The sequence below is a fragment of the Sphingomonas sp. GM_Shp_1 genome, assembly GCF_026540895.1.
Taxonomy (GTDB): Bacteria; Pseudomonadota; Alphaproteobacteria; order Sphingomonadales; family Sphingomonadaceae; genus Sphingomonas.
Genome location: NZ_JALNUR010000025.1, coordinates 18,770 through 39,915, shown reverse-complemented (window position 1 = coordinate 39,915; position 21,146 = coordinate 18,770). Strand labels below are relative to the sequence as shown.

At 66.8% G+C, this 21,146-nt stretch carries 20 protein-coding genes; 12 read left to right on the top strand and 8 right to left on the bottom strand.

Annotated features, from left to right (window positions below):
* Window positions 1-25: 25 nt before the first annotated feature.
* Window positions 26-1,354 carry a sorbosone dehydrogenase family protein gene (locus OXQ33_RS12885; RefSeq protein ID WP_267435100.1) on the top strand — a complete coding sequence of 443 codons (1,329 nt, stop codon included), beginning with the start codon at window positions 26-28 and terminating at the stop codon, window positions 1,352-1,354.
* A 49-nt stretch (window positions 1,355-1,403) separates the two neighbouring features.
* Here OXQ33_RS12885 and OXQ33_RS12880 read toward each other — a convergent pair whose 3' ends face one another.
* The 3 genes from OXQ33_RS12880 to OXQ33_RS12870 are packed head-to-tail and all read right to left on the bottom strand — an operon-like array spanning window position 1,404 to window position 2,803.
* Window positions 1,404-2,033 (bottom strand): LysE family translocator, encoded by a 630-nt coding sequence (locus OXQ33_RS12880; RefSeq protein ID WP_267435099.1) that lies wholly within the window; start codon window positions 2,031-2,033, stop codon window positions 1,404-1,406.
* Window positions 2,034-2,072: 39 nt separating this feature from the next.
* Complete coding sequence (locus OXQ33_RS12875) at window positions 2,073-2,375, bottom strand: polyhydroxyalkanoic acid system family protein (RefSeq protein ID WP_267435098.1); 303 nt, start codon at window positions 2,373-2,375, stop codon at window positions 2,073-2,075.
* Complete coding sequence (locus OXQ33_RS12870; RefSeq protein ID WP_267435097.1) at window positions 2,372-2,803, bottom strand: VOC family protein; 432 nt, start codon at window positions 2,801-2,803, stop codon at window positions 2,372-2,374. The genes OXQ33_RS12875 and OXQ33_RS12870 overlap by 4 nt, the downstream gene beginning before the upstream one ends.
* A 193-nt stretch (window positions 2,804-2,996) precedes the next feature.
* On the opposite strand from OXQ33_RS12870, the gene lnt reads away from it, so the two are divergent.
* Window positions 2,997-4,535, top strand: a complete 1,539-nt coding sequence (gene lnt / locus OXQ33_RS12865; protein WP_267435096.1) for an apolipoprotein N-acyltransferase — start codon at window positions 2,997-2,999, stop codon at window positions 4,533-4,535.
* A gap of 41 nt (window positions 4,536-4,576) precedes the next feature.
* Window positions 4,577-5,776: a methionine adenosyltransferase gene (gene metK / locus OXQ33_RS12860; RefSeq protein ID WP_267435095.1), complete on the top strand. Its 1,200-nt coding sequence runs from the start codon at window positions 4,577-4,579 to the stop codon at window positions 5,774-5,776.
* Between the two features lie 57 nt (window positions 5,777-5,833).
* Here the strand turns inward: metK and OXQ33_RS12855 are convergent, their stop codons facing one another.
* On the bottom strand, window positions 5,834-6,637 hold the full coding sequence (locus tag OXQ33_RS12855; protein WP_267435094.1) for a formate/nitrite transporter family protein: 804 nt from the start codon (window positions 6,635-6,637) through the stop codon (window positions 5,834-5,836).
* A gap of 64 nt (window positions 6,638-6,701) precedes the next feature.
* On the opposite strand from OXQ33_RS12855, the gene trmB reads away from it, so the two are divergent.
* Complete coding sequence (gene trmB / locus OXQ33_RS12850; RefSeq protein WP_267435093.1) at window positions 6,702-7,382, top strand: tRNA (guanosine(46)-N7)-methyltransferase TrmB; 681 nt, start codon at window positions 6,702-6,704, stop codon at window positions 7,380-7,382.
* Between the two features lie 16 nt (window positions 7,383-7,398).
* Here the strand turns inward: trmB and OXQ33_RS12845 are convergent, their stop codons facing one another.
* Window positions 7,399-7,605, bottom strand: a complete 207-nt coding sequence (locus tag OXQ33_RS12845; RefSeq protein ID WP_267435092.1) for a hypothetical protein — start codon at window positions 7,603-7,605, stop codon at window positions 7,399-7,401.
* 138 nt (window positions 7,606-7,743) lie between these two features.
* Here OXQ33_RS12845 and OXQ33_RS12840 point away from each other — a divergent pair, with 138 nt between their 5' ends.
* Together OXQ33_RS12840 and OXQ33_RS12835 are read left to right on the top strand one after the other, a co-directional pair.
* Window positions 7,744-8,196, top strand: coding sequence for a hypothetical protein (locus OXQ33_RS12840; RefSeq protein WP_267435091.1), 453 nt, complete (start codon window positions 7,744-7,746; stop codon window positions 8,194-8,196).
* A gap of 189 nt (window positions 8,197-8,385) precedes the next feature.
* On the top strand, window positions 8,386-9,654 hold the full coding sequence (locus tag OXQ33_RS12835) for an isoprenylcysteine carboxylmethyltransferase family protein (RefSeq protein WP_267435090.1): 1,269 nt from the start codon (window positions 8,386-8,388) through the stop codon (window positions 9,652-9,654).
* A 94-nt stretch (window positions 9,655-9,748) separates the two neighbouring features.
* Here OXQ33_RS12835 and OXQ33_RS12830 read toward each other — a convergent pair whose 3' ends face one another.
* On the bottom strand, window positions 9,749-11,122 hold the full coding sequence (locus OXQ33_RS12830; protein WP_267435089.1) for a glutamate--cysteine ligase: 1,374 nt from the start codon (window positions 11,120-11,122) through the stop codon (window positions 9,749-9,751).
* A gap of 45 nt (window positions 11,123-11,167) precedes the next feature.
* Window positions 11,168-11,911 carry a 16S rRNA (uracil(1498)-N(3))-methyltransferase gene (locus OXQ33_RS12825; RefSeq protein WP_267435088.1) on the bottom strand — a complete coding sequence of 248 codons (744 nt, stop codon included), beginning with the start codon at window positions 11,909-11,911 and terminating at the stop codon, window positions 11,168-11,170.
* A gap of 77 nt (window positions 11,912-11,988) precedes the next feature.
* Here OXQ33_RS12825 and ppk2 point away from each other — a divergent pair, with 77 nt between their 5' ends.
* Window positions 11,989-12,744 (top strand): polyphosphate kinase 2, encoded by a 756-nt coding sequence (gene ppk2 / locus OXQ33_RS12820; protein WP_267435087.1) that lies wholly within the window; start codon window positions 11,989-11,991, stop codon window positions 12,742-12,744.
* An 87-nt stretch (window positions 12,745-12,831) separates the two neighbouring features.
* Complete coding sequence (locus OXQ33_RS12815; RefSeq protein ID WP_267435086.1) at window positions 12,832-13,845, top strand: glycosyltransferase family 2 protein; 1,014 nt, start codon at window positions 12,832-12,834, stop codon at window positions 13,843-13,845.
* On the opposite strand, the gene OXQ33_RS12810 is transcribed toward OXQ33_RS12815, so the two are convergent.
* Window positions 13,842-14,051, bottom strand: coding sequence for a hypothetical protein (locus tag OXQ33_RS12810; protein ID WP_267435085.1), 210 nt, complete (start codon window positions 14,049-14,051; stop codon window positions 13,842-13,844). The two genes, OXQ33_RS12815 and OXQ33_RS12810, sit on opposite strands and share 4 nt — an antisense overlap.
* Window positions 14,052-14,075: 24 nt before the next feature.
* Between OXQ33_RS12810 and ubiA the strand changes: the two genes are divergently transcribed.
* From ubiA to glgB, 4 genes are all read left to right on the top strand, one after another.
* A complete protein-coding gene (gene ubiA / locus OXQ33_RS12805; RefSeq protein ID WP_267435084.1) occupies window positions 14,076-14,984 on the top strand; it encodes a 4-hydroxybenzoate octaprenyltransferase in 909 nt (302 codons plus the stop codon).
* 153 nt (window positions 14,985-15,137) lie between these two features.
* Window positions 15,138-16,448 carry an Nramp family divalent metal transporter gene (locus tag OXQ33_RS12800; RefSeq protein WP_267435083.1) on the top strand — a complete coding sequence of 437 codons (1,311 nt, stop codon included), beginning with the start codon at window positions 15,138-15,140 and terminating at the stop codon, window positions 16,446-16,448.
* 91 nt (window positions 16,449-16,539) lie between these two features.
* Window positions 16,540-18,972 (top strand): glycogen/starch/alpha-glucan phosphorylase, encoded by a 2,433-nt coding sequence (locus tag OXQ33_RS12795; protein WP_267435082.1) that lies wholly within the window; start codon window positions 16,540-16,542, stop codon window positions 18,970-18,972.
* A complete protein-coding gene (glgB, locus tag OXQ33_RS12790; RefSeq protein WP_267435081.1) occupies window positions 18,969-21,122 on the top strand; it encodes a 1,4-alpha-glucan branching protein GlgB in 2,154 nt (717 codons plus the stop codon). Before OXQ33_RS12795 ends, glgB begins: the two co-directional genes overlap by 4 nt.
* Window positions 21,123-21,146 lie beyond the last annotated feature (24 nt).

The following is a 21,146-nucleotide window of genomic DNA, read 5'->3' as shown; positions in this document are numbered from 1 at the left end:
GCCGGCATCCGCCTAGTTTCGCGCCATGCGCAAACATGTCCTGATCCTGCTGGCCATTTTCGTTCTGGTCGGCGTCGCCATTTTCGCCTGGCTCGCCTGGCCCGATCGGGCGCGGCTGAGCGTCGATCAGGTGGCCGGACGCCAGCCGACGATCCAGGCCCCGCGCGAGCAGGTGATTCCCACCGTCAACATCGCCAAGCCCGTGGGCTGGACGAACGGCGCGAAGCCGAGCGTGGCGCAGGGCCTGACCATCCGGTCCTTCGCCACCGGGCTCGACCATCCGCGCTGGTTGTACGAACTGCCCAATGGCGACGTGCTGGTCGCCGAGACGAACTCGCCGCCCCGCCCCAGCTCCGGGCTGGTGCAACGGGTGATGAACTTCTTCCTCGGACGCGCGGGTGCGGCGGTGCCGTCGGCCAACCGCATCACCTTGCTCCGCGATACCGATGGCGACGGCGTGGCGGAAATGAAGACGCCGTTCATGACCGGACTTAACTCGCCCTTCGGCATGGCGCTGTTCGACGGCCAACTCTACATCGCCGACACCGATGCGCTGGTCCGCGTGCCCTATCGCGAGGGTGAGACGAAGATCAGCGCGAAGCCCGAAAAGGTCGTGCCGCTCAATCCGGCGGGCAATCACTGGGCGCGCAACGTGATCGCGTCGGGCGACGGGCAGACGCTGTTCGTCTCGGTCGGATCGTCGAGCAACATCGCCGAGAACGGCATGGACGCCGAGAAATACCGCGCCGCCATCCTTCAGGTCTGGCCCAAGGACAAGAATTGGCGCATCTACGCGGCGGGGCTGCGCAATCCGAACGGCATGGCGATCAATCCGGGCAATGGCCGGCTGTGGACCGTGGTCAACGAGCGCGACATGCTGGGCTCCGACCTGGCGCCCGACTATCTGACCCAGGTCGAATTCGGCGATCATTTCGGCTGGCCCTGGTATTATTGGGGCGGCTATCCCGATGACCGAGTGGAGCCCGCCAACCCCGCGCTCCAGCAATATGTGAAGCGTCCCGACTATGCGCTGGGGCCGCATGTCGCGGCGCTGGGCCTGACCTTCTCGAAGGGGGCCAGGCTGGGTGACCGGTTCGCCAAGGGGGCCTTTATCGGCGAGCATGGCTCTTGGAACCGCAAGCCCGCCTCTGGCTATAAGGTGGTGTTCGTGCCGTTCGGCGCGAACAACTTCCCCGTCGCCAATGCCAAGCCGGTCGAGGTGGTCGGCGGCTTCCTCAACGCCAAGGGCGAGGCGCAGGGGCGGCCCGTGGGCGTGATCGTCGACAAGACGGGCGGGCTGCTCGTCGCGGACGATGTGGGCAATGTGGTGTGGAAGGTCAGCGCCGCCCGGTGATGTGGCGGCAGGCTTCGGGGGCGAGGATCGGGCTCGCCCCCTGACCCGCTCAGGCGGGCTTCACCTTCAGGAGCGCCAGGCCGAAGCCCATGAAGATTACGCCAGTCACCCGGTTGAACGCCCGCTTGACCATCGGCCTGCTCAGATAGCGCGACAGCGAACGCCCGCCGAGCGCATAGACCGCGTACCAGAATGCCTCGATCACCGCGAAGGTCGCGACCAGGATCGCGAACTGCGGCACCTGCGCCCTGGCGGGATTGATGAACTGCGGCAGGAAGGCGACCGCGAACAGGATCAGCTTGGGATTGCTGATCCCGATCAGGAAACCCCCGCGAAAGACCGCCAGCCGCGACAGGCTCGGCACGATCGGCGCGTCACCGACATCGACGGGAGCGACGTTCGCCCGCCAGGCCTTGACGCCCAGGAACAGCAGATAGGCGACACCCGCATAGCGGATGACCTCGAACGCCCCCGGCAATGCCAGCAACAGGGTGGTGAGGCCCGCAGCCGAAGCGGCAAGGACGATCACCACCGCGCTCAGGCACCCCGCCATGGCGGCGATGCTGCGCCGTAACCCCATATCGACCGAGCGGGTCATGATATGCAGCATGTTGGGGCCGGGCGTCCCGGACACCAGAAAGACCGCCCCGACGAAGAGCCACCAGGTATGAATCGCCATATACCCCCCATTTCCCCTTAGCAGGCGTAGGACACGCCCTTACTTCAACAGCTTCGGCGCCTCCGACCGGATCACCGCCTCCAACTGGCTGGAGAACAGCGACAGGAAGGCGGGCAGGTTCACCACCGCATGAACCTTGTCGTCATAGACGGTCGCCTGCGCACCGATCGACTGGCCCATGGCGCCGACGGTGAAGTGCACCGTATCACCGTCCCAGCGATGCTCGACCGTGGCGCCGCCCGGGATCATCCTGCCGATCTTGCCGATGCCGCCGTCCAGCCGTTCGCGCACCCCCGCCTTGCCGAGCTGGTGCGGGATATCGAGTGAAATGGGGGCGCTCATGCAGTCATCTCCGTGGCGAACAGCATCGAATCATCGGCGAAGGCCTTGAACTCCAGGGCATTGCCGCTGGGGTCGCGGAAGAACATCGTCGCCTGCTCGCCGGGCTGCCCCTTGAAGCGGACATAGGGCGCGATGCCGAAGGCGATGCCCGCCGCCTCCACCCGCGCGGCCAGCTTTTCCCAGTCGGGCATGGTGAGGACCACGCCGAAATGGGGGACGGGCACCTGATGGCCGTCGACCGCATTCTCGACCGCGACGGGCTTCGCGGCGGGGTCGAGATGCGCGACGATCTGGTGACCGAACAGGTCGAAGTCGATCCAATGGTCGCTGGATCGACCTTCGCGGCAGCCCAGCACCTCGCCGTAGAATTGGCGGGCGGCGGCCAAGTCGTGGACCGGGAAGGCGAGATGGAAGGGGCGTAGGGTCATGAGGAGAAGCTAGGGTTTGGGGGCGGGTTTTTCCACCTCTTGCGGGAATGCCTCTCCACCATGCTGCGCATAGTCCCCCCTCCCCAAGCACAACTTGGGGAGGGGGGACCGCCCGGCAAAGCCGGGTGGCGGAGGGGCATAGCCCCACATCCCGCATTGCTCCTGTCACAGCCACACGCCATATCCTGCGGCCGTGACCCGCTATCCCGCTCTTATCGCCCTGATCGCCGGGGCCGTCGCCGCCTGCGGTTTCGCGCCGCTCGACCTGTGGCCGCTGTCGATCGCGGGGCTGATCGTCCTGCTCGCGCTCGTGCAGGATGCGCCGAGCATCCGCGGCGCGCTGTGGCGGGGATGGGCGTTCGGGGTCGGGCATTTCACCGTCAACAACAACTGGTTTCAGCACGCCTTCGACTTTCAGGACAAGATGCCGCCGGTGCTGGGCTATTTCGCGGCGGTCGGGCTGGCGCTGTATCTCGCCATCTTTCCGATGGCAGCGGCGGGCGTGGCGTGGCGTTTGCGCGGGCGACGGCCGGATGCGGCTTATGTCCTGATCTTCGGGGCGGCCTGGATCGCCACCGAATATTTACGCGCGCGGCTGTTCACCGGTTATGCCTGGGACCCGCTGTCGGTCGTCTGGCTGCCGGTGATCGGCGTGGCGCGGACGAGCGCCTTCATCGGCACCTATGCGCTGTCGGGGCTGACCGTCGTTCTGGCGGGCGCGATCTGGCTGGCGCTGCGGCGGCGCTGGCATCTGGCGGCGGTGATGGTCCCGGCGACCGGCCTCGCCGCGCTGTCCGCTCCCCTCACCCGTGCGCCCGATCCGGCCGCCGATGCGCCGCTGGTGCGGGTCGTCCAGCCCAATGTCGCGCAGGATCAGCGGGGCGAGAGCGACGGGCCGATCCTGCTCGAACGGCTGATCGCGCTGTCGGGCCGTCCCGGTCCCCGCCCCCGTCTGGTTCTGTGGCCCGAGGGCGTGGTGCGCGACATGATCGAGGACGGCTATCCCGACTGGGCCTATTTCGGGTTCAACTATGCCCCACCCTTCTGGGATCGTCGCCGGATCGCCAGCGTGCTGGGTCCGCGCGATACCGCGCTGGTCGGCGGCACCGCGCTGAACTTCTCGCCGGATCGCCGCCGGGTGACCAGCGCCGCCAACAGCGTGTTCGCCATCTCGTCGCAAGCGCGGATCATCGACCGCTACGACAAGGCGCATCTCGTGCCTTATGGCGAATATCTGCCCATGCCGTGGCTGCTCAAGCCGCTGGGCCTGGCGCGCCTGGTTCCCGGCGACATGGATTTCAGCGCGGGGCCCGGCCCGCGCAACCTGCGCATAGCCGGCTTCGGACCGGTCGGGGTGCAGCTTTGCTATGAAATCATCTTCTCGGGCCAGGTGGTCGATCGGGCGCATCGTCCGCGCCTGCTGTTCAACCCGTCCAACGACGCGTGGTTCGGGCGCTGGGGCCCGCCGCAGCATCTGGCGCAGGCCCGGATGCGCGCGATCGAGGAAGGGCTGCCGATCCTGCGCGCGACGCCCAACGGCATTTCCGCGATCATCGCCGCCGATGGCCGGCTGGTCGCCACCGTCCCGCATTTGACCGCCGGGGCCGCCGAAGCCCCCCTGCCCGTCGCACTGTCGCCGACGCTCTTCTCCCGGGTCGGCAACATCATGGCGCTGGCGCTCGCCATCGCGCTGGCCGCGATCGGCGTTGCCATCCGCCGCCGTGGTCGCTAGAGGACATATAAAGCTATCTTTATATCCTTATGAGGACGGGAATGCGGAACTCGTACATCTTTACCTCGGAATCGGTTTCCGAAGGTCACCCCGACAAGGTCGCCGACCAGATCAGCGACGCGATCGTCGACCTGTTCCTGTCCAAGGACTCGGAAGCGCGCATCGCGTGCGAGACCCTGACCACCACCAACAAGGTCGTGCTGGCGGGGGAAATCCGCTGCAAGGGCGTGTTCGAGAACGACCAGTGGGCCGAAGGCGCGCTGGAGGAGATCGAGCGGACCGTGCGCGATACCGTCAAGCGGATCGGCTATGAGCAGTCGGGCTTCCACTGGCAGAATTTCGATTTCTCGAACAACCTGCACGCCCAGTCGGCGCACATCGCGATGGGCGTGGACGAGAGCGGCAACAAGGACGAAGGCGCCGGCGACCAGGGTATCATGTTCGGCTACGCGACCGACGAGACCCCCGGCCTGATGCCCGCCACTCTCTATTACAGCCACAAGATCCTGGAAAAGATGGCAGCCGACCGCCACTCCGGCGCGGCCCCCTTCCTGGAGCCCGACGCCAAGAGCCAGGTGACGTTGCAATATGAGAACGGCGTGCCGGTCCGCGCGACCGCCATCGTCGTGTCGACCCAACACTCGGCCGAGCTGTCGAACGAAGCCGGCCAGGCCAAGCTTCGCGACTATGTGAAGTCGGTGCTGACCGACATCCTGCCCGAGGGCTGGCTGCCGGACGACAAGCAGATCTACGTCAACCCGACCGGCCTGTTTGAAATCGGCGGCCCGGACGGTGACGCCGGCCTGACCGGCCGCAAGATCATCGTCGACACCTATGGCGGCGCTGCCCCGCATGGCGGCGGCGCGTTCAGCGGCAAGGACCCGACCAAGGTCGACCGCTCGGCCGCTTACGTCGCGCGCTACCTCGCCAAGAACGTCGTCGCGGCGGGCCTGGCCAAGCGCTGCACCATCCAGTTGTCCTATGCGATCGGCGTCGCCGAGCCGCTGTCGGTCTATGTCGACCTGCACGGCACCGGCACCGTCGAGGAAGCCAAGCTGGAGGCCGCGCTGCCCAAGCTGGTCCGCCTGACCCCGAAGGGCATTCGCGAACATCTGAAGCTGAACGCGCCGATCTATTCCAAGACCGCTGCCTATGGTCACTTCGGCCGCGAGGCGGAAGGCGCGCTGTTCACCTGGGAAAAGACCGACCTGGTCGACCCGATCAAGGCCGCCGTCGCCTGATCCGATCCCGGACGGACCGACAGGAAAAGGGGGGCTTCGGCTCCCCTTTTTCGTTTTCTAATCCCGTGTCTCGCCCTGCACCTGCCCATGGGCAAGCAGCGTGAACAGCCCCGCCCCGCCGAGCAGATTGCCGAGGATCGCAGGCAGCAGCAGCCCGAACACCGCCCGCTCCACCGTGACCTGTCCGGTGAACAGCAGGAGGAAGGTCTCGTCCGCGCCGACGATCGAATGGCTGAACCCGGCGATGGCGATGACATAGGTGATCGCCAGGATGATCCAGAAGGCCTGGGTGCGGCCATTGGGCAGGATCCAGGCCACCACCGCGATCAGGAACCCGGCGGGGATCGCGTTCACGAACGTCTCCCACCCGCCCAGTTCCAGAATGCGCGCCGAGACCGAGACCATCGCCTCGCGTATCTCGGCATTGCCCAACGCCCCGCCCGCGACCATCCCCGCCGCCAGCGCGGTGCCGATCAGATTGGCGAGCAGCACGATCCCCCAAAGCCGCAACGTCCGCCGCAGGGCCCAGCCCGACGGCCTGGTCACCAGCGGCAGCATCGCGGTGATGGTGCTTTCGGTGAACAACTGCATCCGCCCCAGGATCACGACCAGAAAGCCGACCGGATAGCCGAAGGACGCGACCAGTCCGCGCCACGGCGCATCGGGCAGTCCGGCGTGCAACGCCCCTTCCGCGATGAGCGAGCTATGGATCGCGACTCCCGCCGCCAGACCCGACCAAAACAGCGCACCCGCAGGCCGGTCGAGTTCGCTCTCCCCCGCTTCGCGTACCGCGCGGTGAAGATCCTTGGCGTCGGCGGCCTTTTGCGCCTTGCCCTCGGGTTCCGGTTTGTCCTGATCCATCGTGTCGGGGCAACGAGCGACGCCGGTCTTGGCTCCCCTCCCTCCCCGCGCTAAGGGCCCGGCGATGAACGATCCGACGACGATCCGCCGCCTTTATGGTCGGCGACAGGGCCACAAGCTGCGCCAGGGCCAGGCCGCGCTGGTCGAAGAGATGTTGCCCGCTGTCAGCGTGCCCGAGGATGGACCGCTGGACGCCGTGCGGCTGTTCGGCGACGACCGGCCGCTCCAGGTCGAGATCGGCTTCGGCGCGGGCGAGCATCTGGCGGGACAGGCGGAAGCCGCGCCCGGCACCGGCTTCATCGGCTGCGAGCCCTTCCTGAACGGGGTGGTCGGCGCGCTCGGCCATATCCGCGACCGCGAGCTGACCAATGTCCGCCTGCACATGGGCGACGCACTGGAGGTGATCGAGCGTCTGCCCGATGCCAGCCTGGAGCGGGTCTATCTGCTCCATCCCGACCCCTGGCCCAAGGCGCGCCATGCCAAGCGGCGGATGATGAACCACGGTCCCCTCGACACCATCGCGCGCAAGCTGAAGTCGGGCGGGGAGTTTCGCCTCGGCACCGACGACCCGACCTATTGCCACTGGTCGATGATGATCATGAACGCGCGGAAAGACTTCGTCTGGCAGGCGCGCACGCCAAGCGACTTCCTGACCCGCCCCGCCGACTGGCCCGAAACGCGTTACGAGCGCAAGGCTCGACGCCAGGGGCATGAGGTGTGGTATTTCCGATATATCCGCCGATAAGCGACGGCAGAAGCGATCAGACGGCTAGGGATGCCGACCCGATCCCGCCCCGGCCCGTCAGACCGGCAAGCGGCCCGGGCGGAGCCAGATGACGGCGGGCCATTTCGGCGCTGATCGCCGCGATATCCTCGCGATCGCCCGCGCCCGTGGCCAGGGTGAAGGCCGCGAGCAGGGTCTGGTCGTCCATATATTCGATCAGGTCGGGGTCGAGCATCGGGTTCATCGCATCCTCCCATTTTTCTAGTCTGGATCAATAACCAGCGGATTGTCCACCGGTTGCCTCGGTCGCCCGATCAATCCCTCTGGCGATGCTCGACCGCGCGGCTATAGACGACCGCCTCGTATCGGGAGGGAGCCGGAATTGGTCGATGACAGCTGGGGCGTGACGCCCGCCAAAGGCGGTTTGCGCATCCGTACCAACGACAGCCTGGAAGAACGCGCCGCCGCCCGGGCGAAGGCGCGTGAGGCGCGCGCCGGCGAGCGCGAATCGCTGATGGCCAGTCGGCTGGAGGCCCGCGCAGCGAATCGCGAGCGCGACATCGCCGCGCGCGAGGCGGAACGCACCGCCCGCCGCGAGGCCGAGATGGCCGCCGCCGCGAAAGACCCGCATGCCGCCGCCGCCAAGCGCCACCGTACCTCGGGCCGCAAGGACGTGGTGCGCGAACAGCGCGACACGCGCGGCTATGCGACGCTGATCGACGAGGGGCGGATTCGCGAGCTGGCCAAGCGCGGCGCGTCACTGGGCGGCCTAGCGGGCGCGTTCGGGATCAGCGAGGACGAGATTCGGGGGATTTTGGCGGCGGAGGCAGAGTAGCGCTTCATCCTCCCCGGCACGGGGAGGTGGCAGGCCGAAGGCCTGGCGGAGGGGCATTTCGACATGGGACGCCCCTTGCGGTGATCCCCCTCCACCACCGCTTCGCGGCGGTCCCCCTCCCCGTGCCGGGGAGGATTGTGATCGGCCCTAACGCCTTGATTACCGAAATAGGCTAAGCCCTCGCATTCCATGGCCGATCCTTCCTCCCCGTCAGCCCGCCCGCCGCGCCCCGCCTCCGCCGTCAGTCATGGCGTCGGCTTGGCGGGGCTGGTCGGATCGGTCGCGTGGATCGCCTTTGCGCGGTGGCGGCATCTGGACGGGCCCTATGCAGCGCTGTTCCATCTGCTGTGCGCCGGGGTGCCGATGCTGCTCTGGTCGGTCCTGGTCGACCGGGTGCATCGCCGTCCCTCGACCGGCATCGACTGGACCCATCCGCGTCCGTATCGCGAGACGCTGGACATCAGCCTGACCAAGCTGGCCGGGCTATGGGCGACCTTCGGCGGGATCGCGCTGATCTTCGCGACGGGGCGCTTCTATTGGCAGGGCATTTTCCTGTTCGCGATGAACTGCCTGGCCTGGGCCGCGCCTTTGCTCTTCCTGCTGTCCATTCCTTATGTGCTGTGGCTCGATCGACGGCTGGTGGAGCCCAAGGACGGGGCGTGGATGCTGGGGGCGTGGCTGACCGGGCAGCCGGGGGTGGAGGCGGAGGCGATCCATGCCCATCTGCGCGCCTGGGCGGTGAAGGCGTTCTTTCTGCCCTTCATGCTGGGCGTCGTGCCGGGGGGGTTCGGGATGTTCGTGCGCGGCGACCTGTCCGTAGTGCTGCATGATCCGGTGGCGCTGGCCAACTGGCTGATCACGCTGATGTTCCTGATCGACGTGGCCTTTGCGACGGTCGGTTATATGCTGACCATGCGGCCGCTGGATGCGCATATCCGCTCGGCCAACCCCTATGCGGCAGCCTGGTCGGCGGCGCTGATCTGTTACCCGCCGACGATCCTGATGGGGGATAACGGGCCGCTCAACTATCGGCCGGGGACGGCGGAGTGGAGTTACTGGTTCGCGGGGCATCCGGTCGTGCTGGCGGGGATCGGCGCGGTGTTGGTGGCGCTGACCGCCGTCTACGCATGGTCGACGGTGGCGTTCGGCATCCGCTTTTCCAACCTGACCCACCGGGGCATCCTGACCCACGGGCCCTATGCTGTGTCGCGGCATCCGGCCTATCTGTCGAAAAACATCTTCTGGTGGATCGCGACCATTCCGATCCTGTCGACGGGGACCTGGGTGGATGCAGCGCGGAGTACGTTGCTGCTGGGGGTGGTCAGCGGGGTCTATTACTGGCGGGCCAAGACCGAGGAGCGGCATTTGTCCGCCGATCCGGCGTATCGGGACTATTCGGACTGGATGGCGCAGTACGGAGCGGTGCCGCGTTTCTTTCGCTGGGTGATGGGGCGGTAGGGATTCCCTTGGCATTCGACTTCGCTCAGGCTGAACGGAGGTTTTAACCTACGGCCCGTTCAGGCTGAGCGAAGTCGAGGGCCACGTGGGAACCTCAGAAGCTTGCTTCTCCGTAAACCCGCGAGATATCCCCACCCCACTCGCCATGATAACGATCAAGCAGCACCTGCGCGGGCACCTTGCCCGAGCGGACGATCTCGCGCAGCGGGTCGAGGAAGCCGGTCTCGTTATCCCCTGCTCCGTTCAGCCGCGCGCGCGCCGCCAGGCCGACATGCGCAATGTCGAGCACCTCGCCCGCGATATCGCGCAACCGCCCGCCACCCGGCAACGGCGCATCCAGCGCCAGCTCCGGCACCGAGTCGCGCAGCGCCTGGCGCTCGTTCAGCGACCAATCCTTCACCAAGTCCCACGCCGCATCGAGCGCGCCGTCGTCATAGAGCAGCCCCACCCACAAAGCAGGCAGCGCGCAGATCCGGTTCCACGGGCCACCATCGGCGCCGCGCATCTCCAGGAAGGTCTTGAGCCGCACTTCGGGAAAGGCAGTCGACAGATGGTCGTTCCAGTCGTCGATCGTCGGCAATTCGCCCGGCAGGACCGACAGCTCGCCCTTCAGGAAGTCGCGGAAGGATAGCCCCGCCGCGTCGATATACGTGCCCTCGCGGTAGACGAAGTACATCGGCACATCGAGCGCATAGTCGGCATAGCGCTCATATCCGAAGCCATCCTCGAACACGAAGGGCAGCATGCCGGTACGCGCGGGGTCGGTGTCCGACCAGATATGGCTGCGGAAGGACAGCATCCCGTTGGGCTTGCCTTCGGTGAAGGGCGAATTGGCGAAGAGCGCGGTCGCCAGCGGTTGCAGCGCCAGGCCCACACGGAACTTCTTCACCATGTCGGCCTCGGACGCGTAATCCAGATTCACCTGGATGGTCGAGGTCCGCAGCATCATGTCGAGGCCCAGCGAGCCGACGCGCGGCATGTGGCGCAGCATGATCGCATAGCGGCCCTTGGGCATGATGGGCAGTTCGGCACGGGTCTTGTCCGGCCACATGCCCAGGCCCAGGAAACCGACGCCCAGCTTGTCGCCCGCCGCCTTGACCTGAGCCAAGTGACGCCCGGTCTCGGCACAGGTCTGGTGCAGATTGTCGAGCGGCGCGCCGGACAGCTCGAACTGCCCGGCGGGCTCCAGGCTGATCGAGCCGTCCGCGCCGTTCAACGCGATGACGTTGCCGCCCTCCAGCACCGGTTCCCAGCCATATTGCTCCAATTCGCCCAACAAGGCGCGGATGCCCGACGGCTCGTCATAGGATGGCGCGTGATGGTCGCCGAGCGCATAGACGAACTTCTCGTGCTCGGTGCCGATCCGCCAGCGGTCGCGGGGCTTTTCCCCACGCGCGAAACTGGCGATCAACTGGTCGCGGGACTCGATGATGGCGCCCTTGGCGGTGCTCGCGGTCTTGGTGCTCATGAACCGCGCCTTACGCGCGCGCGCGCGCTCACGCCATAGGGTGAATCAACGCCAGTCGCCTGCCGCCGCCATCCAGAGCGACACCGCCGCCGCCGCCGCCGTATCGGCGCGCAGGATGCGCGGGCCCAGGCCGATGCCGATGGCGGAGGGATGGGCCCGGATCGCCTCGCGCTCATCGCTATCGAAGCCGCCTTCTGGCCCGATCAGGATCGCCGCCGGACCCTTATGCGCGCGCATGGCGTCGAGCGCGGGGACGCCACCCGTCTCGTCGGCGAAGAACAGCGCGCGGCCTTCCGGCCAGTCGCGGAGCAGCGCGGGCAGCTTCACCGGCTCGGCCACGTGCGGCAGGGCGGTGCGGCCGCATTGCTCGGCCGCCTCGATCATGTGGGCGCGCAGCCGCTCGGTATTGGGCTTGTCGACCACGGTGCGTCGCGTGACGACGGGCACCAGCTTTGCCACGCCCAGTTCGCACGCCTTTTCCGCCAGCCAGTCGACCCGCCCCTTCTTGAGCGGCGCGGCGCACAGCCACAGGTCGGGCACCGCCTCGCGCTCGCGAAGCCGCTCGGTCACGTCCAGGGTCAGGTCGCGCTTGCCGACCGAGGCCGCGACGCCCAGCCATTCGCCGGTGCGGTCGTCGAACAGCTTGACCGGATCGCCGACCTTGGTGCGCATCACCGACACCAGATAATGCGCGGCGGGACCGTCGATGCGGATCGGCCCCTCGGCCAGAAGCTCGTCGACGAACAGGCGGGGCGTGGATTGGGGCGGCCAGGCGGGGGTAGCGGGCATGGGGCTTCGCTTACACGGGTCGCGCCGCACTTGCCACTTTTGCGGTTTCCGGCGTTTCTCCTCACCAGGAGGTGACGATGGCGAAACAGTATCACGAGGAACTGGAGGCGCTGCAACTGGCGCTGGTCCGCACCCAGATGGCGATGGCGAACTCCGACGAGCGCGTTGTCATCGTCCTGGAAGGGCGCGACGGGGCGGGCAAGGACGGGACGATCAAGCGCATCACCGAGCATCTCTCGGTCCGCGCCACCCGCGTCGTCGCCCTGCCCAAGCCGTCCGACCGCGAACGCACCCAATGGTATTTCCAGCGCTACGTCACCCATCTGCCCGCTGCGGGCGAGATCGTGATCTTCAACCGCAGCTGGTACAATCGCGCGGGCGTGGAGGTGGTGATGGGCTTCTCCACCGCGACCGAGCAGGAAGCATTCCTGCGCGACGCCCCCGATTTCGAGCGGATGCTGGTGGAAAGCGGCATCAAGCTGGTCAAGATCTGGCTCGATATCGGCAAGGCCGAGCAGGAGGAACGGCTGGAGGCGCGGCGGACCGATCCGCTGAAGGCGCTGAAGGTCTCCGACATGGACAAGGTCGCGCAGGCCAAATGGGCGGACTATTCGGCGGCGCGCGACACGATGCTGACCCGCACCCACACCCCCTTCGCGCCGTGGCATATCGTCCGTGCCGACGACAAGAAGGACGCGCGGATCGCGATCATCCGCCACATCCTGCACCGCATCGCCCCGCCCGAGATCGCGACGGACGTCAAACTGCCCGACCCCGACCTGCTCTTCCCGTTCGACATGGCCGCGCTGGAGGATGGACGGCTGGCCAAATAGGGCGCGTTCAGACTTTCCTTACCCCGATGCGCTTTAACGGCGCCGCGCCATCGCATCCGGCGATAGCCGATAGGGAAAGTCGCGCCCATGGCACGGACCACGACCGATATCGCCGCCGTGCTGATCGTCCGCGACGAGGCGCGCAGCATCGCCCGCTGCCTGAGCAGCGTGGCGCCCTGGGTCGATCGGATGGTCGTGCTCGACACCGGGTCGACCGACGATACCGTCGCCATCGCGCGGAAGCTGGGCGCGGAGGTCCATCATCTCGACTGGCCCGACAGTTTCGCGATCGCCCGCAACCATGCGCTGACGCTGGCCGATGCCGATTGGAACCTGATCCTCGATGCCGATGAATGGATCGCGGGCGGCGGCGCGGTCATTCGCCAATGGTGCGCCGCCGCACCCGATCGGCTGGGGTGCCCGTGCATCCATAACCAGGCGGAAGGCGCGGACACGGTCCAGCGAAGCTGGGTGACGCGGCTGGTCCCGCGCGGCGTCTTCTATGAGGGGCGGGTCCACGAACAGATCGCCTCCCCCCTGCCCCGCCACCGGATCGCACTCGATATCGGGCATGACGGCTATCTCGCCGCGCAGATCGAGCGGAAGAAGGACCGCAACCACCATTTGCTGCTCGACGATCTCGCCGAGCGCCCCGACGACGCCTATCTCCTCTACCAGCTGGGCAAGGATTCGCAGATGCGCGGCGATATCCCCGCCGGCTGCGACTATTACGCCCGCGCGCTGGCGGCCACCGCGCCGACCGCGAACTGGCGGCATGAGCTGGTCATCAACGCCATCCAATTCCTGACCAAGGCCGGACGGCTGGACGACGCGCTGGCGCTGGCGGACGGGGAATTCGCCAATTGGCCGGAGTCGCCCGATTATTTCTTCATATTGGGCGACCTGTTGCTCGATCTGGCGCTGGCCGAGCCGGGCCGCGCGCTCGATCATTGGCTGCCGCTGGCCGAGGGGGCCTGGGAACGCTGCCTGGCGATCGGCGAGCGCCCGCAACTGGAGGGCAGCATCGCGGGTCGCGGCAGCCATCTGGCCCAGCACAATCTCGACGTGATTCGATCGCAACTGGCGATGCTGGCCGCCTAACGCCGCCGCCGGATCAGCCACCAGAGGACGCCCAGCCCCAACGCCACGAGCAGCACCACCCCGCCGACCATCCCCGCCACGCGCAGGATCGCCCAGAACAAAGCTTCGACGAAACGACCGACCGCGACCGACAGGCCGATCATCGTGGCAAGACGGGACAAGGTGTCACCGGACCGGTGATAGCCGCGAACGGGCTTGCGCGCCACGGGTCGCCTCCATAGGCGAATGCCATGACCACCGAAATCGTACCCGATAGCGAGCATAAGGGACTGGTCGGGCGGCTGCCGCCCCGGCTGCGCGGGCTGGCACTGCTCGCCAGGGTGGACCGGCCGATCGGCTGGTGGCTGCTTTTCTGGCCCGGTGCCTGGGCGATCGCGCTGGCGGGCGGCCTGCCGCAGCGGTGGCCGCTGATCCTGTGGTTCCTGCTCGGCTCCATCGCGATGCGCGGGGCGGGGTGCGTGTTCAACGATATCGTCGACCGCGATCTGGATGCCCAGGTCGCGCGGACGCGAGCACGACCGATTCCGTCGGGCCTGGTTTCGGTGAAGCTGGCCTTGATCTGGCTGGGGCTGCTCTGCCTGATCGGGCTGGTCGTGCTGGTGCAGTTGCGCCCGCTCGCGGCGATCGTCGCGGTGGCCAGCCTGGCGCCGGTCGCCGCCTATCCCTTCATGAAGCGGATCACCTGGTGGCCACAGGCATGGTTGGGCATGGTGTTCAGTTGGGCGGCCCTGGTCGGGTGGGCCGAGGTGGCGGGGGAACTCTCCGCGCCGCTCTGGCTGCTTTACGCCGGGTCGATCGCCTGGGTGATCGGATATGACACCATCTATGCGCTTCAGGATCGGGAGGACGATGCGCTGATCGGGGTGCGCTCCTCGGCTTTGCGGATGGGGGCCTATGTGAAGCCGGGCGTGGGTGCCTTCTATGCCGCGGCGCTGGCCTGCTGGGCGGGGGCGATCTGGCTGGTGCGGCCCGATCCGCTCGCGGTCGCGGCGCTGGTGCCGGTGGCGGTGCATCTGGCCTGGCAGGTGATGACGTTGAAGCCCGACGACGGCGCAGGCGCGCTGTACCGGTTCCGGTCGAACCGGTTCGCCGGGTTGCTGATGGCGCTGGCCTGTGTGGTGGTGGGGAGCACGGGCTAAATCGTCGCCCCAGCGCAGGCTGGGGCCTTTGTCGACGGAAACCACAGATCGAAAGAGATCCCAGCCTTCGCTGGGATGACGACCCCAGCTTGATCTCGCGCAACGCTTTGCCGGGTTGTCGGTTCTCGGAAACTCCGTCACATCTGAAGGTCGATGACCGTAGCCACGCCCGCCACCCGCTCGCTTGCCGAAAGCCATCGTTCGATCGCCATACCGGAGGGCGCGTCCTTCCTGCGGCGGTTGTTTGCCTTTGCCGGACCCGGCTATCTGGTCGCGGTCGGCTATATGGACCCGGGCAATTGGGCGACCGACATCGCCGGTGGTTCGGCCTATGGCTATGCGCTGCTGTCGGTCATCCTCCTCTCCAACATCATGGCGATGATCCTTCAGGCGCTGTCGGCGCGATTGGGCATCGCCGCCGGGCTGGACCTGGCGCAGGCGTGCCGCGCGGCGTACTCGAAACCGGTCTCGCGCATCCTGTGGCTGCTCTGCGAGATCGCGATCATCGCCTGCGACCTCGCCGAGGTGCTGGGCACCGCCATCGCGCTGCAATTGCTGTTCGACCTGCCCTTGGTCTGGGGTGTGCTGATCACCGGGCTTGACGTCTTCCTGATCCTCGCGCTCCAGCGTTACGGGTTCAGGAAGGTCGAGGCGTTCATCATCGCCCTGCTGCTGATCATCGGTGGCTGCTTCCTTTATGAGCTGATCGCCTCGCGCCCCGATCCGGGATCGGTGCTGGCGGGGTTCATTCCCACCACGCGGATCGTGACCGACCCGGCGATGCTCTACATCGCCATCGGCATCCTCGGCGCGACCGTCATGCCGCACAATCTCTACCTCCACTCCTCGGTGGTGCAGACCCGCGCCTTCGGCCTCACGACCGAGGGCAAGCGCGATGCGATTAAGATGGCGACGATCGACAGCACGGTGGCGCTGTTCTTCGCCTTCTTCATCAACGCCGCGATCCTGATCGTGGCGGCGGCGACCTTCCATGTCGCGGGGCGCACCGATGTCGCCGAGATCGACCAGGCGTATCGCCTGCTCGCCCCGATGCTGGGCGCGGGCGCGGCGAGCGTGGTGTTCGGCGTGGCCTTGCTCGCCTCGGGCCAGAATTCGACGGTGACGGGAACGCTAGCCGGGCAGATCGTCATGGAGGGTTTCCTCGACCTGCGGCTCGCCCCCTGGCTGCGGCGGCTGATCACGCGGGGTCTCGCCATCGTCCCCGCCGTCTTGGTCGTCGGCGCGAGCGGACAGGCGGGGGCGACCAAGCTGCTGGTGCTCAGCCAGGTGATCCTCAGCCTGCAACTCCCCTTCGCGGTGGTGCCCTTGGTCCGCTTCACCGCGAACAAGGGGATGATGGGGCCCTTTGCCAGCCCGGTCTGGCTGCGCATCCTGGCCTGGATCATCGCGGCCGTAATCATCGCCCTCAACCTGACTCTGCTCTGGGGCTTGGCTACGGGCTGATCTCTTTCGCAGATGCGAGGGAATGCCGCGTGACTTCACCCCTTACGCGGTTAAGCTGGGTGCGACTGGACCGACAGGGACGCCCGAATCAATGACGACCACCATCACCACCCTGCATGTCGACGACACCGGGCCGCTGGCCGACGCGATCGTCGACACGCTGGTGCACCGGATCGGCAAGGATGCCGCCAATGCGCGGCCCCATGACTGGCTGGCCGCGACCATATTGACCGTCCGCAACGACATTATCGAGCGCTGGATGGCCTCCACCCGCGAAGCCCATGCCGCGGGCGCCAAGCGGGTCTATTATCTCAGCCTGGAATTCCTGATCGGGCGGCTGTTGCGCGATGCCCTATCCAATCTGGGGGTGATGGCGCAGGTGGCGGGTGCGCTTCAGACCCTGGGCGTTGACCTGGCTGCCTTGGAGGAGATCGAGCCCGACGCGGCGCTGGGCAATGGCGGTTTGGGACGGCTGGCGGCCTGCTTCATGGAGAGCCTGGCGAGCCTCGACCTCCCCGCCTACGGCTATGGCATCCGCTATGTGAACGGCATGTTCCGTCAGCGGATCGACGATGGCTGGCAGGTCGAGCTGCCCGAAACCTGGCTGAGCCACGGCAACCCCTGGGAGTTCGAGCGCCGTGAGAGCGCCTATTTCGTCGGCTTCGGCGGCGAGGTGATCGGCACCGAAACCGGTGCGGTCCATTGGAAACCCGCCGAGGCGGTCGAGGCGATCGCGGTCGATACCCCCGTGGTTGGCTGGCGCGGCAAGCGGGTCAACACGCTGCGCCTGTGGACCGCGCAGGCGATCGACGAGATCCGGCTCGATCGGTTCAATGCGGGCGACTATACCGGCGCGCTGGCGGGACAGCTCGCGGCCGAAACGCTGGTCCGCGTCCTCTACCCCTCCGACAGTTCGCCCGCGGGACAGGAATTGCGGCTGCGACAGGAATATTTCTTCTCGTCGGCCTCGATCCAGGACATCGTCCGGCGTCATATCCAGTATTTCAAGGATATCCGCACCCTGCCCGACAAGGCGGCGATCCAGCTAAACGACACCCACCCCGCCGTCTCGGTCGCCGAGCTGATGCGGCTGCTGGTCGATCACCACGACCTGGGCTTCGACGAGGCGTGGGACATTACCCGGCGCACCTTCGACTACACCAACCACACGCTGCTCCCCGAGGCGCTGGAAAGCTGGCCGCTCCACCTGTTCGAGCGGCTGCTGCCGCGTCACATGCAGCTGATCTATGCGATCAACGCCAAGCTGCTGCGCGAGGCGCGAGGCATGGAGGGGGTGGACGACCGTGCCATCGCCGCGATCAGCCTGATCGACGAGGGCGGCGAGCGACGGGTGCGCATGGCGAACCTGGCCTTTGCGGGCAGCCACAGCGTCAACGGCGTGGCGGCGCTGCACACCGAGCTGATGAAGAAGACGGTCTTTGCCGACCTGCATCGCCTCTATCCGACGCGGATCAACAACAAGACCAACGGCATCACTCCGCGCCGCTGGTTGCAGCAGTGCAATCCGCAACTGACCGCCCTGATCCGCGAGGCGATCGGCCCCGCCTTTCTGGACGATGCCGAGAAATTGATAGCGCTCACGGATTTCGCGCAGGACGCGAATTTCCGGGAACGCTTTCTCGCGATCAAACGTTCCAACAAGGTGGGGCTGGCCAATTATCTTCGGGAATCGAGCGGATTGCGGGTGGACCCGGATGCCCTGTTCGACGTCCAGATCAAACGCATCCACGAATATAAGCGCCAGTTGCTCAATATCATCGAGACGGTGGCGCTCTACGACCAGATCCGCAGCCATCCCGAGCGCGACTGGACGCCGCGCGTCAAGCTGTTCGCGGGCAAGGCGGCGTCGAGCTATCACAATGCCAAGCTGGTCATCAAACTGGCCAATGACGTGGCCCGCCGCGTCAATTCGGACCCCAGCGTCGGCCATCTGCTGAAGGTCGGTTTCGTGCCGAATTACAATGTCAGCCTGGCCGAAAAGATCATCCCCGCCGCCGACCTGTCCGAACAAATCTCGACTGCGGGCATGGAGGCGTCGGGCACCGGCAACATGAAGTTCGCGCTTAACGGTGCGCTGACCATCGGCACGCTCGACGGCGCCAATGTCGAGATCAAGGAGCATGTCGGCGACGAGCATATCGTCATCTTCGGCCTGACCGCCGACGAGGTCGCTGAGAAGCGCCGCGACGGCTACGACCCCCGCGCGGTGATCGAGGGCAGCCCGGAGCTGCGCCAGGCGGTCTCCGCCATCGCCTCGGGCGTGTTCTCGCCCGACGATCCCGGCCGTTATGCGGGCCTGATGGGCGGGCTGTACGACGGCGACTGGTTCATGGTCGCCGCCGATTTCGATGCCTATGCCGCCGCGCAGCGCCAGGTCGACACCCGCTGGCAGGACCAGGCGGGCTGGGCGACCTCGGCCATCCACAATGTCGCGAAAGTCGGATGGTTCTCCTCCGACCGCACCATCCGGCAATATGCCGAGGAAATCTGGAACGTGATGTGAAGCCACCCCGTGCCGCTCTGGAAGCCCTGATCGAAGGCCGCAACGCCGACCCATTCGCGTTGCTGGGGCCGCATCAGGGGCCGGGCGGCACGTTCCTGCGGGCCTTGGTGCCGGGGGCGGAGACGGTCACGGCGTTCGATCTGGGCGGCACCGAACTGGGCGCGCTGCAACAGGTCGATCCGCGCGGGCTGTTCGAGGGCCCGGTCGAGGGCCCCGCCCAGCCGGTCCGATATTGCGCCAAGGGCCATGGCGCGGAGTGGTGGATCACCGATCCCTATAGCTTCGGGCCCGTACTCGGCCCCGTCGACGACTTCCTGATGGGCGAAGGCAATCACTTTCGCCTGTACGACAAGATGGGCGCGCACCTGATCGAGCATCAGGGCGTGGCGGGTGTGCACTTCGCCGTCTGGGCCCCCAATGCCGAGCGGGTCGCGCTGGTCGGGGATTTCAACGACTGGAATCCCGGCCGCCACGTCATGCGCCGCCGCCTGGACGTCGGGGTCTGGGAAATCTTCATCCCCGATATCGGCGAGGGCCGCGCCTACAAATTTGCCATCACCGGCCCGCATGGCGCGGAACAGCCGCTGAAGGCCGACCCCTTCGCCTTCGCCGCCGAGCTTCGCCCCAAGACCGCCTCGATCACCACCGCCCCGCCCGCCCATGTCTGGAAGGATGCCCCCCACCGCGAGCATTGGGCAGGCGTCGATCCGCGCCGCGTACCGATCAGCATCTATGAAGTGCATGCCGGGTCATGGGACCGCGACGAGAATGGCTGGTACTTAAGCTGGGACGCGCTGGCCGAGCGGCTGATCCCCTATGTGGTCGAAATGGGCTTTACCCATATCGAATTCCTGCCCATCTCCGAACATCCTTACGACCCGAGCTGGGGCTATCAGACCACCGGCCTCTATGCGCCGTCCGCGCGGTTCGGCGATATCGAGGGGTTTTCGCGCTTCGTCGATGGCGCGCATCTGGCCGGGATCGGCGTGATCCTCGACTGGGTGCCCGCGCATTTCCCCACCGACGCGCATGGCCTGGCGCATTTCGACGGCACCGCGCTCTACGAACATGCCGACCCGCGCCAGGGTTTCCACCCCGACTGGAACACCGCCATCTATAATTTCGGGCGGCGCGAGGTGGCGAGCTTCCTGGTCAACAACGCGCTGTTCTGGCCCGAGCGTTACCATATCGACGGGCTTCGCGTGGATGCGGTCGCCTCGATGCTCTACCGCGACTATAGCCGCAAGGACGGCGAGTGGGTGCCCAACGAACAGGGCGGGCGCGAGAATTGGGAGGCGGTCGAGTTCCTCCGCCAGGTCAACCGCCAGGTTTACGGCCAGCATCCCGGCGTCTTCACCGTCGCCGAGGAATCCACCGCTTGGCCCGGCGTTTCCGCGCCCGCGCATGACGGCGGCCTGGGCTTCGGGTTCAAGTGGAACATGGGCTTCATGCACGACACGCTCCAATATATGGCGCGCGAGCCGGTGCATCGGCGGCACCATCATGGCGAGATCCTGTTCGGCCTCCACTATGCCTTTGACGAGAATTTCGTCCTGCCGCTCAGCCATGACGAGGTGGTCCATGGCAAGGGCAGCCTGCTGACCAAGATGGCGGGCGACGACTGGCAGAAATTCGCCAATTTGCGCGCCTATTACGCCTTCATGTGGGGCTATCCGGGCAAGAAGCTGCTGTTCATGGGCCAGGAATTCGCCCAGCGCGAGGAATGGTCGGAAAGCCGCGCGCTCGACTGGCACCTGCGGTGCAGCCATGCGCATGAGGGGGTCCGCTCGCTGGTCCGCGACCTGAACCATCTCTATCGCGACACGCCCGCGCTTCACGCTCGTGATTGCGAGCGCGAGGGGTTCGAATGGCTGGTGGCGGACGACAGCGCGCATTCGGTCTTCGCCTGGCTGCGCAAGGCCCCCGGCGAGCGGCCGGTCGCGGTCGTCGTCAACATGACGCCCGTAGCGCGCGCGCCCTATCGCCTGCCGCTGCCGCATGACGGGCGCTGGACCGAAGTGCTGAACTCGGACGCGGCGCAATATTGGGGATCGGGGCTGGGCAATATGGGCGGCGTGGACGCGACCGACGGCGCGGCCTGGGTCACGCTGCCGCCGCTGGCCACCGTCATCCTGCGCTTCGACGGATAGGCCGCAATCGCTTTTTGCCGGGAA